The sequence below is a fragment of the Actinoplanes octamycinicus genome (genome assembly GCF_014205225.1).
Taxonomy (GTDB): Bacteria; Actinomycetota; Actinomycetes; order Mycobacteriales; family Micromonosporaceae; genus Actinoplanes; species Actinoplanes octamycinicus.
This window is the reverse complement of record NZ_JACHNB010000001.1, coordinates 3,259,001-3,273,065: the sequence shown is the minus strand read 5'-3', so window position 1 is coordinate 3,273,065 and position 14,065 is coordinate 3,259,001. Positions and strand designations below refer to the sequence as shown.

At 72.3% G+C, this 14,065-nt stretch carries 13 protein-coding genes; 6 read left to right on the top strand and 7 right to left on the bottom strand.

Features of this window, described 5'->3' with window-relative positions; all coding sequences use genetic code 11:
- Positions 1–40: 40 nt before the first annotated feature.
- Complete coding sequence (hemW, locus tag BJY16_RS14690) at positions 41–1,243, bottom strand: radical SAM family heme chaperone HemW (protein WP_185039991.1); 1,203 nt, start codon at positions 1,241–1,243, stop codon at positions 41–43.
- A 183-nt stretch (positions 1,244–1,426) separates the two neighbouring features.
- Between hemW and BJY16_RS14685 the strand changes: the two genes are divergently transcribed.
- The 3 genes from BJY16_RS14685 (at position 1,427) to BJY16_RS14675 (ending at position 4,867) form a co-directional block, all read left to right on the top strand.
- Positions 1,427–2,203 carry an enoyl-CoA hydratase-related protein gene (locus BJY16_RS14685; RefSeq protein WP_185039990.1) on the top strand — a complete coding sequence of 259 codons (777 nt, stop codon included), beginning with the start codon at positions 1,427–1,429 and terminating at the stop codon, positions 2,201–2,203.
- 60 nt (positions 2,204–2,263) lie between these two features.
- Positions 2,264–3,124, top strand: a complete 861-nt coding sequence (locus tag BJY16_RS14680) for a hypothetical protein (RefSeq protein WP_185046453.1) — start codon at positions 2,264–2,266, stop codon at positions 3,122–3,124.
- Positions 3,125–3,304: 180 nt separating this feature from the next.
- Complete coding sequence (locus tag BJY16_RS14675; protein WP_239176486.1) at positions 3,305–4,867, top strand: PAS domain-containing protein; 1,563 nt, start codon at positions 3,305–3,307, stop codon at positions 4,865–4,867.
- A gap of 75 nt (positions 4,868–4,942) precedes the next feature.
- On the opposite strand, the gene BJY16_RS14670 is transcribed toward BJY16_RS14675, so the two are convergent.
- From BJY16_RS14670 to BJY16_RS14655, 4 genes are all read right to left on the bottom strand, one after another.
- Entirely contained in the window at positions 4,943–5,218 is a 276-nt protein-coding gene (locus tag BJY16_RS14670) for a GlsB/YeaQ/YmgE family stress response membrane protein (protein WP_185039988.1), read from the bottom strand.
- 83 nt (positions 5,219–5,301) lie between these two features.
- Positions 5,302–7,206 (bottom strand): translation elongation factor 4, encoded by a 1,905-nt coding sequence (gene lepA / locus BJY16_RS14665; protein WP_221501962.1) that lies wholly within the window; start codon positions 7,204–7,206, stop codon positions 5,302–5,304.
- Between the two features lie 86 nt (positions 7,207–7,292).
- Positions 7,293–8,333: an MOSC domain-containing protein gene (locus BJY16_RS14660; protein WP_185039986.1), complete on the bottom strand. Its 1,041-nt coding sequence runs from the start codon at positions 8,331–8,333 to the stop codon at positions 7,293–7,295.
- 312 nt (positions 8,334–8,645) lie between these two features.
- Positions 8,646–9,179, bottom strand: a complete 534-nt coding sequence (locus tag BJY16_RS14655) for a DUF4240 domain-containing protein (protein ID WP_185039985.1) — start codon at positions 9,177–9,179, stop codon at positions 8,646–8,648.
- A 63-nt stretch (positions 9,180–9,242) separates the two neighbouring features.
- On the opposite strand from BJY16_RS14655, the gene BJY16_RS14650 reads away from it, so the two are divergent.
- The 3 genes from BJY16_RS14650 to BJY16_RS14640 all read left to right on the top strand — a co-directional run bounded on the left by BJY16_RS14650 (position 9,243) and on the right by BJY16_RS14640 (position 12,152).
- On the top strand, positions 9,243–10,268 hold the full coding sequence (locus BJY16_RS14650; RefSeq protein ID WP_185039984.1) for a phosphotransferase: 1,026 nt from the start codon (positions 9,243–9,245) through the stop codon (positions 10,266–10,268).
- A gap of 258 nt (positions 10,269–10,526) precedes the next feature.
- Positions 10,527–10,793 carry a 30S ribosomal protein S20 gene (rpsT, locus tag BJY16_RS14645; protein WP_014688364.1) on the top strand — a complete coding sequence of 89 codons (267 nt, stop codon included), beginning with the start codon at positions 10,527–10,529 and terminating at the stop codon, positions 10,791–10,793.
- Between the two features lie 315 nt (positions 10,794–11,108).
- Positions 11,109–12,152 carry a hypothetical protein gene (locus BJY16_RS14640; RefSeq protein WP_185039983.1) on the top strand — a complete coding sequence of 348 codons (1,044 nt, stop codon included), beginning with the start codon at positions 11,109–11,111 and terminating at the stop codon, positions 12,150–12,152.
- A gap of 174 nt (positions 12,153–12,326) precedes the next feature.
- Here BJY16_RS14640 and BJY16_RS48415 read toward each other — a convergent pair whose 3' ends face one another.
- Entirely contained in the window at positions 12,327–12,899 is a 573-nt protein-coding gene (locus BJY16_RS48415) for a hypothetical protein (protein WP_307835682.1), read from the bottom strand.
- A complete protein-coding gene (holA, locus tag BJY16_RS14630; protein ID WP_185039982.1) occupies positions 12,896–13,879 on the bottom strand; it encodes a DNA polymerase III subunit delta in 984 nt (327 codons plus the stop codon). The genes BJY16_RS48415 and holA overlap by 4 nt, the downstream gene beginning before the upstream one ends.
- Positions 13,880–14,065: the final 186 nt, after the last annotated feature.

Here is a 14,065-nt window from a genome sequence, read left to right as displayed (position 1 = left end):
ATCGGTCGCCTCCCCTGGCGACCGGTCACCGGTGACCGATTCAGACCAGGTCGCGGATCACCGCGTCGGCCAGCAGCCGGCCGCGCAGCGTCAGCACCAGCCGGCCGGCCGCGTAGGCGTCCGGCTCCAGCAGGCCGTCGCCGAGGGCCTGGGCCGCGCCGCCCGGGTCCACCCGGTCCAGCGGGATCCCGGCACGCAGCCGGACCCGCAACATCACGTCCTCTACGTGCCGGTCCTCGGCGCTCAGCAGCTCGCGCCCGTGACCTGGGGAAACCCCATCATTCAAGCGATTTGCGTACGCCGAGGGGTGCTTCACGTTCCACCAGCGCACCCCGCCGACGTGGCTGTGCGCCCCGGGACCCAGCCCCCACCAGTCGGCGCCGGTCCAGTAGAGCAGGTTGTGCCGGCACTCGCCGCCGGGCCGCGCCCAGTTGGACACCTCGTACCACCCGAGGCCGGCCGCGGTGAGCGCCTCCTCGGCGGCCAGGTAGCGGTCCGCGGCCACGTCGTCGGAGGGGAAAGGCAGCTCGCCCCGGCGCATCCGGGTGGCCATCCGGGTGCCGTCCTCGACGATCAGGGCGTACGCGCTGACGTGGTCCACCCCGGCGTCGATCACGGTGCGCAGCGAGCGGGCGAAGTCCTCCGGGGCCTCACCCGGGGTGCCGTAGATCAGGTCCAGGTTGACGTGCCCGAAGCCGGCGCGCCGGGCCTCCTCGGCGGCCTGCGGCGCGCGGCCGGCGGTGTGCTTGCGGTCCAGGACGCGCAGCACGTGCTCGGCGGAGGACTGCATGCCGAGCGAGATCCGGGTGAAGCCGGCGGTGCGCAGGTCTTTCAAATACGACAGATCCACAGATTCTGGATTCGCCTCGGTGGTCACCTCGGCGCCGGCGGCCAGCCCCCAGGTCCGGTCGACGCCCTCCAGGATCTTTCCCAGATCTTTTGCCGTGAGCAGCGTCGGCGTGCCGCCGCCGACGAAGACGGTGTCCACCCCGCCCCGGGGCTGGATCACCTTCGCGGCCAGCTCCAGCTCCCTCAGGACGGTGTCCGCGTACTCGTCGCGGCTCGCCCCGGCACCCAGTTCGCTCGCGGTGTACGTGTTGAAGTCGCAGTAGCCGCACCGGCTGGCGCAGAACGGCACGTGGACGTAGACCGCGAAACCGTCACCGCCCACGTCGCGGGTGGCTTCGTCGGGGAGCGACCCGTCCGCGGGAACGGGTTCGCCATCAGGAAGTGCGCCGGCCATCCGCCAAGTGTGCCCGGTCCCGGCCGGGCGGAGTGTGCCCGGTCCCGGCCGGGCGGAGTGTGCCCGGTCCCGGCCGGGCGGAGTGTGCCCGGTCCCGGCCGGGCGGAGTGTGCCCGGTCCCGGCCGGGCGACCGCCTGTGGATGGCCGCGGCCGGCGACCAAGGAAGCGTTAAGGTGCCGGACATGGATCTGGTCGGTACCGTCACCGTCGCCGGGGTGACCACTCTCACGCTGGACAGCCCCGCGAACCGCAACGCCCTCTCCCGCGCGCTGATCACCGAGTTGCGCACCGCACTCGACGCCGCGGCCGCCGACCCGGAGACCCGGGTGGTGGTGCTCTCGCACACCGGCCCGGTCTTCTGCTCCGGGGCCGATCTCAAGGAGACCGCCGCCACCGCGCCGGGTGAGCGCCTGCCGGTCGAGCTGATGGCCGACCTGCTCGCCGAGATCTGGGAGTTCCCGAAACCGGTGGTGGCCCGGATCGCCGGGCCGGCCCGGGCCGGTGGCCTGGGCCTGATCGGCGCCGCCGACCTCGCGGTCTGCGCCCGGTCGGCGACCTTCGCGTTCACCGAGGTCCGGCTCGGTGTGATCCCCGCGGTGATCAGTGCCACCGTGCTGCCCCGGCTGGCGCCGCGGGCCGCCGCCGAGCTCTACCTGACCGGCGACGTCTTCGACGGCGCCCGGGCCGCGGAGATCGGCCTGGTCACCGCCGCCGTTCCGGACGACGATCTGGACCGGACGGTGGCCGGCTACTGCGCTTCGCTGATCAAGGGTGGCCCGTTGGCGCTGGCCGGGACCAAGCAGCTGCTGCGCCGGACCAGGTCGGAGTCCATCCGCGCCGAGCTGGCCGACCTCAGTGACCGGTCCGCCGGATACTTCACCTCGGCCGAGGGCCGGGAGGGCGTCGCCGCCCGCCGTGAGAAACGTGACCCGAATTGGGTTCCGGCGCAGTCACGATGATCTCCGTGCGCTCGTTGATTAGGCTTGGCGTCCATACGTGAGGCGGCCATACATGAGGAGGTGCGGGTGCGGGTCAAGCCAGTGGTCGGGGTGCTCGCCTCGCTCGTCCTCATCGCCGTGGTCAGTGTGATCGTCGTCCTGCATCAGAACCCGGGCGCCATCAAGCTGCCCCGGATCGGGCCGGAGTGCACGGTCCGCGCCGACGGCGAGGTCACCCTGGACTCGGTGCAGATGGCCAACGCGGCCACCATCGCGGCGGTCGGCATCCGCCGGGAGATGCCGGAGCAGGCCGTGGTGGTGGCGCTGGCCACCGCACTGCAGGAGTCCAAGCTGGAAAACCTGGACGACGGCGACCGCGACTCGGTCGGCCTCTTCCAGCAGCGACCCAGCCAGGGCTGGGGCACCTTCGAGCAGATCAAGAATCCGCGGTACGCGGCCGGCAAGTTCTACACCGCCCTGAAGAAGGTGAAGGGCTGGGAGGACATGCGGGTCACCGACGCCGCGCAGAAGGTGCAGCGCTCGGCGTACCCGAACGCGTACGAGAAGTGGGCGGACGAGTCCCGGGTGCTGGCCCGGGCGCTGATCGGCCGGGCCACCGGCGCGGTCGCCTGCACCGTCTCCGGCGCCCCGGTGCTGCGCGGCGCGGCCGCGGCGGCCGCCCTGCTGGAGGGCCTCAAGCTGGACTGGGGCAAGAAACTGGACGCCGCGAGCGCCGAGGCGGCCGGCCTCACCGTCTCGGTCAGCAACGCCAGCAGCGGCTGGCGGTACGCGCACTGGCTGGTCTCGCACGCCTCGGCGACCGGCCTCGAACGGGTACGTTTCGGTGGCCAGGAATGGCACGCCCCGGACGGAAAGTGGCAGCAAGTAACCACGGCGTCGGCCGGCGATGACGGCCGCGTCGTCGCCGAAGTCTTCAGCTGACGGCACTCTCCGCAACTTTCGGTGACTTCCCGTAGCTATCACTGTTCGCACCCGCGTTGCGCTGCGTATACATCGACATGGACACTGCGCAACCGCCCTGGTACTAAGTAGGGCGTGTTCTGGGGAGCGCTGGAATGGGTCCTGCTGGGAGCGGGCGGCGTCGGCGCCATCATCCACGGTGTGCGGCGCCATCGTCCGGCGCGCCGGGCTCCCTGGTGGCTGCTCGCCGGGTCGCTGGCCGCGCTGGCCGCCGGCGACGTCTGCTACTCGTACCGGGTGATGGGCCTGGCCGACCTCTGCTACCTGCTGATGTTCGGCCTCACCGCGCTATGCCTGCTGCAGTTCACCCGCGGCGGCGCGCTGCTCGGTGACCGGGCCCGGCTGATCGACCTGCTCGCCGCCGCCTGCACCACGCTGCTGGTGGTCTGGGTCTTCGTGATCGGGTCGGACCGGCTGCACACCGTCTCGGCCACCGACGTGATCGGGGATCTGCTGCTGGTCGGGGTGGCCGGCCGGTTGGTCGCCGCGGACCGGCGCAGCGTCGCGGCCTGGCTGCTGCTCACCGGCGCGCTCGGCATGCTGACCGGCGACGTGGCCTATCCGCTGGCCGCCAACCCGCTGACCGAGTCCGCGTTCGTGGTGCTCTACGCCTGCTGGGGGCTCTCCGCACTGCACCCGTCGATGGTCCGGCTGACCGAGCCCGCGCCGCCCCGGCACAGCCCCTGGAAGTTCCGGTGGTCGGTGCTGCTCGCGCTGGCCGCCTGCACCCCACCCACGGTGCTGCTGATCGAGGCGCTCCGCGGCGACGTCCAGGACGGCGTGCTGATCGCGATCACCGGCGCACTCACCCTGCTGCTGACCATCACCCGGCTCGGCGACGCGATCCGCCAGCACAGTCAGGCCCTCGGCCGGGAGCAGGGCCTGCGCGCCGCGACCGCGGCCCTGGTCGCGGCCGCCGACCGGCCGGCCGTCGACGCCGCGGTCCGGGCCGCGGTCGGCCGGCTGCTGCCGCCCGCCTCGGTGCGCCGGGTGTCGCTGGCCGACGAGCTGTCCGCGGCCGAGCAGCCGCCCCGCCCGGCCGGTCCGGCGGTGCGCAGCTGGTGGCTCGCCGCCGCCGATCCGGACGACCGCACCCTGGTCTGCCCGCTGCGCCTGGAGCCGCTCGACGTGGCCCGGCCCAGCGGCGGCGCGCTGATCATCACCGGTCGCCGGGAGGATCTGGTGGCCGGGCACGACGCGCTGGAGATGCTGGCCGGGCAGGCCGCGCTGGCCCTGGACCGGGTCACGCTGGTCGAGGCGGTCGGCCGCCGGGACAGCGACCTCTATCTGCGTGCCGTGATCCGCAACACAGCGGAGCTGATGGTGGTGATCGACGTCGACCAGCGGATCCGGTATGCGAGCCCGGCGCTGCGCGGCGTGCTCGGGCTGGACGAGTTGCCGCCGCTGGCCACGCTCGACGAGCTGGTCCATCCGGACGACCGGGCCCGGGTGCGCAACGCGCTGCGCTCACACGGCGACGGCACGGTGCACTGCGCGCTGCAGCGCGGCGACGAGAGCCAGTTGCTGGTCGAGCTGACCTATCGGGATCTTCGGGAGGATCGCCTCGTGCAGGGACTGGTGGTCACGATGCGGGACATCACCCGCAACCACGACCCGGCCGAGCGGCTCCCGCAGCAGGAACACAGCGGCGAGATGCCGGCCTGGGTCAACCGCCGCAGCGCCCAGCAGCGTTTCCGCTATTGAAAGGGCGGGACCATATTTCGCGTACGCAAAAAGCGCCGGACCTCGTCATGAGGTCCGGCGCTTTTTACTTCGTCATTACCGGGTCAGGTGCCGGCGACCGGCCACACCAACGGTGAGGGCGACACCGATCGCGGCGAGCACGACCTGGAAGAAGAGCTCGATCCAGTCGAAGCCCTTGGTGTCGGCGACACCGAACGCCCGGGCCAGGACCGTGCCCAGGAGCGCCGCGACAACACCGATCACCATGGTCAGCCAGATCGGGATGTTCTGCTTGCCGGGTACGACCAGGCGACCCAGAGCACCGATGATCAGACCGACGACAAGGGCGGTGATGATGCCGGTGATGGTCATGTGGTTCCTCCTCGGGGGTGGAGCTTGTTCGGTTGCGTCCGTCGAGCCCCAGAGTTCCCGACCCCCCGAATTCTCAAACCGCCCTATTTTTTGGCGCCTTTGGGATCGGCCGCGTCACTGGTGGAGAGCGCGGCGATGAAGGCCTCCTGCGGCACCTCCACGCGGCCCACCATCTTCATCCGCTTCTTGCCTTCCTTCTGCTTCTCGAGCAGCTTGCGCTTCCGGCTGATGTCACCGCCGTAGCACTTCGCCAGCACGTCCTTGCGGATCGCGCGGATCGTCTCGCGGGCGATGATCCGGGAGCCGATGGCCGCCTGGATGGGCACCTCGAACTGCTGCCGCGGGATCAGTTTCTGCAGCTTGGCGGCGATCGTCGTGCCGTACGAGTAGGCGTTGTCCTTGTGCACGATGGCGCTGAACGCGTCGACCGGCTCGCCGTGCAGCAGGATGTCCACCTTGACCAGGTCGGCGACCTGCTCGCCGGAGGGCTCGTAGTCCAGCGAGGCGTAGCCCTTGGTCTTGCTCTTCAACTGGTCGAAGAAGTCGAAGATGATCTCGGCGAGGGGCAGCGTGTAGCGCAGCTCCACCCGTTCGGAGGACAGGTACTCCATGCCGAGCAGGCTGCCGCGGCGGCTCTGGCACAGCTCCATGACGGCGCCGACGTACTCGTTCGGCACCAGGACTGTGGCGCGCACCACAGGCTCGTGGATCTCGGCGATCTTGCCGGCCGGGAACTCGCTCGGGTTGGTGACCGTCTGCTCCTTCCCGTCCTCGGTGACCACCTGGTACACCACGTTCGGCGCGGTGGAGATCAGGTCGAGGCCGAACTCGCGCTCCAGCCGCTCGCCGATGATCTCCAGGTGCAGCAGGCCCAGGTAGCCGACCCGGAAACCGAAGCCGAGCGCCGCCGACGTCTCCGGCTCGTAGGTGAGCGCGGCGTCGTTGAGCTTGAGCTTGTCGAGCGCGTCGCGCAGCGCCGGGTAGTCCGAGCCGTCGATCGGGTAGAGGCCCGAGTAGACCATCGGTTTCGGGTCCTTGTAGCCGCCGAGCGCGTCCTTGGCCGGGCGGTTGTTGCCGGTGACGGTGTCGCCGACCTTCGACTGGCGGACATCCTTCACACCGGTGATCAGGTAACCCACCTCGCCGACGCCGAGCGCGCCGGCCTTCTCCATCTCCGGCGAGGCGACGCCCAGCTCCAGCAGCTCGTGCACGGCGCCGGTGGACATCATCTTGATCCGGTCCCGGGCCTGGATCCGGCCGTCGACCACCCGGACGTAGGTGACCACGCCGCGGTACACGTCGTAGACCGAGTCGAAGATCATCGCGCGGGCCGGGGCGTCCGGGTCGCCGACCGGCGGGACGAACTGCCGGACGATCTCGTCGAGCAGGTGGTCCACGCCGACGCCGGTCTTGCCGGAGACCCGCAGCACGTCGGTGGGCTCGACGCCGATCAGCTTGGCCAGCTCCTCGGCGTACTTCTCCGGCTGCGCGGCCGGCAGGTCGATCTTGTTGAGCACCGGGATGATGTGCAGGTCGTTCTCCATCGCCAGGTACAGGTTGGCGAGGGTCTGCGCCTCGATCCCCTGCGCGGCGTCGACCAGCAGGATCGCGCCCTCACAGGCGGCCAGGCTGCGGGAGACCTCGTAGGTGAAGTCGACGTGGCCCGGGGTGTCGATCATGTTGAGCACGGCCGACTGGCCGGCCAGGTCGCCCTCGCGCACGGTCCACGGCATGCGGACCGCCTGCGATTTGATGGTGATGCCGCGCTCGCGCTCGATGTCCATCCGGTCGAGGTACTGCGCGCGCATCTGCCGCGGGTCGACCACCCCGGTGATCTGCAACATCCGGTCGGCCAGCGTCGACTTGCCGTGGTCGATGTGGGCGATGATGCAGAAGTTGCGGATGCGGCTGGGATCGGTCGATCCGATCACGTTCACGCCGGGGTCGAGCGGTCCAGGCACGGTCGTCCGTTCTTCTCGGGCTGGCATGCTTCTCAAGCTGCGCCGTGGTCTGTGGGACGCCGGCTGACACGCCGGCGCTCCCTATCGTCCCACGCCCGGCTGGGCAGGTCCGATCACACCCGTTCGAGCGGCTCCCGCGGACCCGGCGGAAACTCCACGGCAACCGGATCCCCGGCCCGAATCGCCCCACCACGCAACACGACGCCCATCACCCCGGCCTTGCGCACCAGGGCGCCGCCGGCGTCCTGCGCCACCATCTCCTTGAGCAGCCCGGCCCGGTACCGGTTGATCTGGGCACACGGATTCCGCAGCCCGGTGACCACCACCGCCGGCCGCGGGTCCCGGTCCGCCTCGGCGTCCCTGGCCAGTGCCTCCGCAACCGCCGCCACAGCCCGAGCCGCCGCCTCGTCCAGCCTCGCCATCCCAGCCGCCGCCAGCACCCCCTGCACCGGGTGATCAGCCACCGCGCCCGGGCTCCCCGCGGTCACGCCACCCGCCGCCGCGCTCCCCGCCATGGCACTTCCCGCGACAGCGCTCTCCAGCGCGGCACTCCCCGCCACGGCACCCCCCGCCACGGCACTTCCCGCGACAGCGCTCTCCAGCGCGGCACTCCCCGCCACGGCACCCCCCGCCACGGCACTCCCCGCCACGGCACCCCCCGCCACGGCACTTCCCGCGACAGCGCTCTCCAGCGCGGCACTCCCCGCCACGGCACCCCCCGCCACGGCACTCCCCGCCACGGCACCCCCCGCCACGGCACTTCCCGCGACAGCGCTCTCCAGCGCGGCACTCCCCGCGACAGCGCTTCCTGCGGCCTGCTTCTCCGGGCCGAAGCGCAGGATCGTGCCCCGCGGGAGCCCGAGCAGGTCGAGGCCGCGGGTCGTCACGTTCTCGCCGAGGCCGCCGGCCGGGACGTCGAAGCCCTTCCCAGCCACCTCGTCGAAGAGTTCCGCCTGGATCAGGTGCACCTGCCGCAGGTTCGGCTGGGTGGGGTCCGCCGCCACCCGGCCACGGTGCCGCACCGTGATCCCGGCGTGGATGTCCCCCTCCACGCCCAGGCCCGCCACCAGGACGATCTCGTCCCGCGTCGGCTTGGTGAACGTGTAGGCATCGTTCCGACTGACCGCGACAACTGTTCCGGACGTATCGCTCATGCCGCGAGTCTGCTCACCGCCGCCTCCTTCCTCGCCCCGATTTCTCAACCAGCGGCCGTCGTGGCGGAGGGGACCGGCGGAGAGGCGCGCGGCCGGGTCAGTCCGGCGGAGACCGACGGACGGGTCGAAAGCGCGGGCCAGGTCAGTCCGGCCGGACCGACGGAAGGGGCGTGGCCGGGTCAGTCCGGCGGAGACCGACGGACGGAAGAAAGCGCCGGCCAGGTCGGTCCGCCGGACCACGGCACGGGTGAGTGGGGCGCGGGCCTGGTCCGCCCCATCGGACCGGGACACGGGTGGGGTGCGCAGGTCGGGTCAGTCCGGCGGCTCCAGGAAGAGGGCGGAGAGTTTGGGCAGGCGGCGGCGCATCTCGTCCTCGTTGTCGAAGTCCCACAGATCGCCGACCTCGGGCCGGGTCCGGGCAGGCTCGCCGGGTGGCAGCTGGCCGCCGGTGGCCTGCTCATAGGCCCGGGCCGCGATGCCGAGCACCTCCTCGGCCTCGAAGACCGCGCCGGTGTCCGCCGCCTGCTTGATCACCACCACGTTGGCCAGCACGTCGGGTTTCTGCACGGCGGCGGCGACCGCTTTGCGCCCGTGCGCGATCAGCCAGCCGCGGAAGGCGTCGAAGCCGGCCTCGTCGGCGCCGCTGTTGATCAGGTAGGCGGCGGCCCAGAGGTCCTCCGTGCCGGAGGCCACCATCACCCGGTCCAGGTGGCGGGCCCAGGCGACGATCTCCTCCGGATCGCGGGTGGCCAGCTCGGCGACGGCCCGCTCGGCCACCTCGGCGGGGGACGCCGGCCGCTCGGCGGTCGCGCGGTCGATGACCGCCCAGAAATCGTCGGTTCGCATGCCAGGATCCTGCCAGTGCCCTCCGACATTTTCGGCGGCGACGGGGCGGGCAGGATGGAACACATGCGGCCGATCACACTTCCCGACGTTCCGTACAGCGCTACCGCCGTACGTCCGGAATGGTGTGACCTGCCGGAAACCGTGCGTCAAGCGATCACCGCGCGCCTCGGCTCCCCGGTGTCCGCCGCGCGCAGCGCCGGCGGCGGTTTCACCCGCGCCTTCGCGGCCGTGCTCGAAACCGAGGCCGGGAGCAGCGCCTTCGTCAAGGCGGCGGCGCTGACCGACCCGACCGCGCAGTGGTACGCCCGGGAGGCGGCGATCACCGCGGCGCTCCCGGCGGAGGTGACCGCCGCCCGCCCGCGCTGGACGATGACCGATTCTGACTGGTTCGTGCTGTGCCTGGAGGCGATCGACGGCCGCCTTCCCGAGTTGCCCTGGTCACAGGCCGACCTGGACACCGCGCTGCGCAGCTGGTCGGCGGCGGCGACCGCGCTGGCCTACCCGGCGCCGCCGCTGCTGGCGATCGGCCTGCCCGCGCTGCCGGACATCCTGCGCAGCGAGATGTCCTGGTGGACGCTGATCGCCAAGCGCCGCGAGCCGATGCCGGAGCCGGCCCTGGCCACCGTGGCCCCGCACCACCTGGCCGAGCTGGCCCGGCTGGAACGCGCCCTGCCCGAGCTGGCCGCCGGCGACGCGATGCTGCACGGCGACCTCCGGCTGGACAACGTGCTGATCGACACCGGCGGCCGGGCCTGGCTCTGCGACTGGACCTGGCCGTGTCTCGGCGCACCCTGGTTCGACACGGTGACGCTGCTGGTCAGCGCGTATGCCAGCGGCCTGGACACGGACGCGGTGCTGCGCGCCTGGGGTGCGCCGGACGAGGGGGTGGACGGCGCGCTGGCGGCGCTCTCCGGGTACTGGCTGGTCTCGGCCGGCAGCGGGCCGAGCAGCGCCTCCCCGCACAGCCGGCAGCACCAGCGGTTCAGCGGGGAGCAGGCGCTGGCCTGGCTCGCCGAGCGCCGCGGCTGGGAGGCCACCGCCAAGCGCCGCGGCGGGGAGGCTACCGCCAGGCGCCGCTGGTGGCGCTGACCCGGGTCGGCAGCGCCGAAGGTTCGCACCCCAGCCCTGGCCCGACCGGGGGCGCCGTCCTTCCATCAACGGTCCGGAGCCTCCCCCGGCGGGCGCTCGTCCGGAGCCGTTTTGGCGGCTCGGAGGCGTACTGGTAATCTGATTCCTCGCGTGTGGTGACACGCTGTTGTTTCCTGCACCGGCCTCGCCGGGTGAGACGGCCGCGCGGTGACCACTCGTCGAGACCATTTTCCGCTCTAGTCAGGACAAGGCTGTCGCGTGGCGAACATCAAGTCCCAGATCAAGCGCAACCGGCAGAACGAGAAGGCCCGTCTGCGCAACAAGTCGGTCAAGTCTTCGCTGAAGACCGTGATCCGCAAGCTCCACGAGGCGAGCGACGCGGGCAACGTCGAGACGGCGACCACTCTGCTGCGTGACGCCTCGCGTCAGCTCGACAAGGCTGTCAGCAAGGGCGTCATCCACAAGAACCAGGCGGCCAACCGGAAGTCGGCCATCGCCAAGAAGATCGCCTCGCTGTCCGCCTGATCCGCTGGATCAGATCGGTGGCCGCACGGACGCGGCCATCGGCTCCGCCCGCCGGCGGGCGGGCAGTCTGAAGCACACCCGGGCATCGCGGGACCGTCATGGTCCACGCGGTGCCCGGTTTGCTGTGTCCGGACCTCATCGGCAGGTCACGGCTTCATAACCAATCGCATATACGCGATGTGCGCAGACAGATATGCGCCCGGACTACGCTCCCGTCCGCCATGGTTGCGGTCGCCCCCGCCCGGCCCGAGGCGGCGCAGGCTCGTCCTCCGCGCCGGCGCGGCGATCTTCGCGGCCCCGACGAGGAGTGAGGCAGTGAGCACCGACATCGGCGTCATGCCAGCCGACGGAACCGAGCTCGACCGGGCAACCGTGGTTGCCCTGCTCGGCGCGCTTCTCGGGGACGACCCGGACTTCCCGGGCGTCGCGGACGGCGAGTACCTGGAGACCGAGCTGGTCGGCGACCGGCTCACCACCGACTGGCGGATCCATCCCGGGCGGTCCGGGATCAGCGAGCTGGTGGTATCGGTGTGGGACAACCGCCCAGGGCAGCCGGCCGCCCCGTTCCGGGCCGAGCTGGGCCGGGTGGTCGAGGTCCTGCAGCAGGTGGCCGCGGCGACCGGCGGCCGGTTCCTGATCGCCGACCACGACGTGACCGGCGCCCCGACCGAACAGGCGCTCGACCTGATCGGGCAGGTGGTCGACCTGATCGAACAGGTTCTCGGCCCGATCGACCAGGACCCCGCTCCGGTACGGCCGGCCACGCCCACCACCGCGGCAGCGGTTCCGGCGGAGCTGCCCGACGAGGAGTTCCTGCTGCGGTACCTGGCCGCCGGCCGGGACCGGATCGCCCGGCTCCGCCGCGACGTCGCCGGGCTCGATCTCTCCCGGGACAGCCTGGTCCCGCTCTGGGGATGGGCGATCGACCGGTTGGCGCTGCGCGATCCCGCCGCGCCCCTGGAGCGGGTCACGCCGGCAGACGGCTCGGCGTTCCAGCGCCCGGTGGCGGCGGATCTGCCACTCTGGTACGGCCGCAGCGCCCGCCTCGCCCCGCACGACTGGTCGGACGAGTCGCTCGCCCTGATCGACGCGATCGCGTTCTACACCGCGGAGAGCCTCGACGCCGTGCTGCCCGGCCTGAGCTGGCAGGTCGCGCGGGGTGCCGGGCAAGGTGGTGACGACCGCCACCGGGCGCAGCCCGTGCTGGCCGGCCGCGGCGACCCGATCGCGCCGATCGACGCGGTGCTCACCCTGCTCGAGCCGGTGCGTCACAAGATCAAGGCGGAGCCGGCGGGACGCGTGCCGACGCCGGAGGATCTGCGGACCTGGTTCGACGAGACGGTCGCGAAGCGCCGCTGACGCGCATCACCCACGCCGAGGAGCGGCGGGCTGAGGGTCCGCGGCCGCGCGCTGAGGGCTGGGCCGCGGGCCCGGCTGAAGGCTAGGACCTGCGGGCTGCGGGCTGCGGGCTGCGGGCTGCGGGCTGCGGGCTGCGGGCAAGCATCGCCTGGCGGAGAGCCGCGGCGGCGCGGACTATTCGTACCGACGGGTCGCCGACTGGCGGGCCATCTGCTGGCGGACGTCCAGCTCGTCCGCCCACGGCCGGCGCACCGGCCCGGCCGGTTTCTGCTCCGGCGCTGCCTCGGCCGGGCGGCTGGGGCGGCCATACCCGTCCTTCTCCCCCGGGAACCAGACCACGCCGGTGGACCGGGCCGCCTCGACCGGCGGGGTGACCACCGGGGTCGGCACCCGCGGCGGCGGCGGCCACTCGCCGGTCGGCCGGCCGGATCGCGGCCGGTGGGTGTGCCGCTCCCGGTGCACCGCGGCCCGGGCCGCCACCGGCTCGGCGACCGGCGCGGACGGCGCCAGCCAACCGGCCACCAGGTCGTTGAACTTCACCATCACCGCCACCGCGATCGGCAGCACCAGCACGCCCCACCAGCTGACCAGCTCGGCCAGGGCGAGCAGGACGCCGAGCGCGATCGCGCCCTCCAGGAAGACGAAGCAGAGCAGCCCGCCCGGGCTGAGGTGGCGCAGCCGCAGCACCCGCGCGTAGAGCGGCTGGTGGGCCGCGCCGGCCCGCCGGGAACGCACCGTCCGGGTCATCGGGCGCCCCCGCCCCGCCGGGCCGCGGCCACCGCGAAGACGGCCTGCTCCAGCGCGTATCCCCGGTCCTCGGCGCCGCCCTTGACCGCGGCGTTGCAGTCGGCGGCCGCGCGCATCGCGTCGACCAGGCCCTCCGGGGTCCAGCCCCGGCTGCGCTCCTGCGCCCGCTGGATCTTCCAGGCCGGCATGCCGAGCGTGCTGGCCAACTGGTAGGGGTTGCCCTTGCCGGCCGAGGCGACCCGGGCCACGGTCCGCACGCCGTCGGCGATCGCGTCGGCGATCGGCACCGGGTCGACGCCGACGTGCAGCGCCCAGCGCAGCGCCTCCAGCGCGCCCGGCAGGTCGCCGACCATCGCCGCGTCGGCCACGGTGAAACCGCTGACCTCGGCACGACCCTTGTAGTAGCGGGCGACCACCGCCTCGGTGATCTTGCCGTCGGTGTCGGCGAGCAGCTGCGAGCAGGCCGCGGCGATCTCGCGCAGGTCGTTGCCGACCGAGGCGAGCAGCGCGGCGGCGGCCGACTCGTCGCACCGGCCGCCGGCCCGGCGGAACTCGTCGCGGACGAAGGCGATCCGCTCCCGGTCGCCCTTCAGCTTCATCGCGGGCACCACGGTGGCGCCGGCTTTCTGCAGGCCGTCGGCGAACGCCTTGCCCTTGGCCCCGCCCAGGTGAGTGACGATCAGGGTGACCTCGGGATCCGGATCCTTCGCATAGGCCAGGAGGGCGGCGGCGAGCTCCTTGCGGGCGTCCTGGCCGCTGCGCAGCACCAGCACCCGCCGCCCGCCGAACAGCGACGGGCTGAGCATCTCGGCGATCTCCCCGGGGGTGAGCTGGCCGGCCTCATACTCCCGGACGTCCGCGCCCGGGTCGGCGGCTCGGGCCGCGTCCACCGCCGCGGTGACGGCACGGGCGGCGAGCAGCTCCTCGTCGCCTTGGACGAGCAGCAACGAGGGTGGTGGCGCGGCGTTCACGCCCGACATCGTCGCACGTCCGGCCGACACTCCGGCGAGGCTCACTCTTTGGCGCACGGCAACTGATCACCGAACGCGAAACCCGACATATCAACCACCCGCCATGCTTCGCATGCCGTGACCTGCGCCGTTGCTCACTCCCGGCCGCTTTGTCCGCAGACCGCCCGCTATTTCGTACGTTCGCAAAAAAGCCCC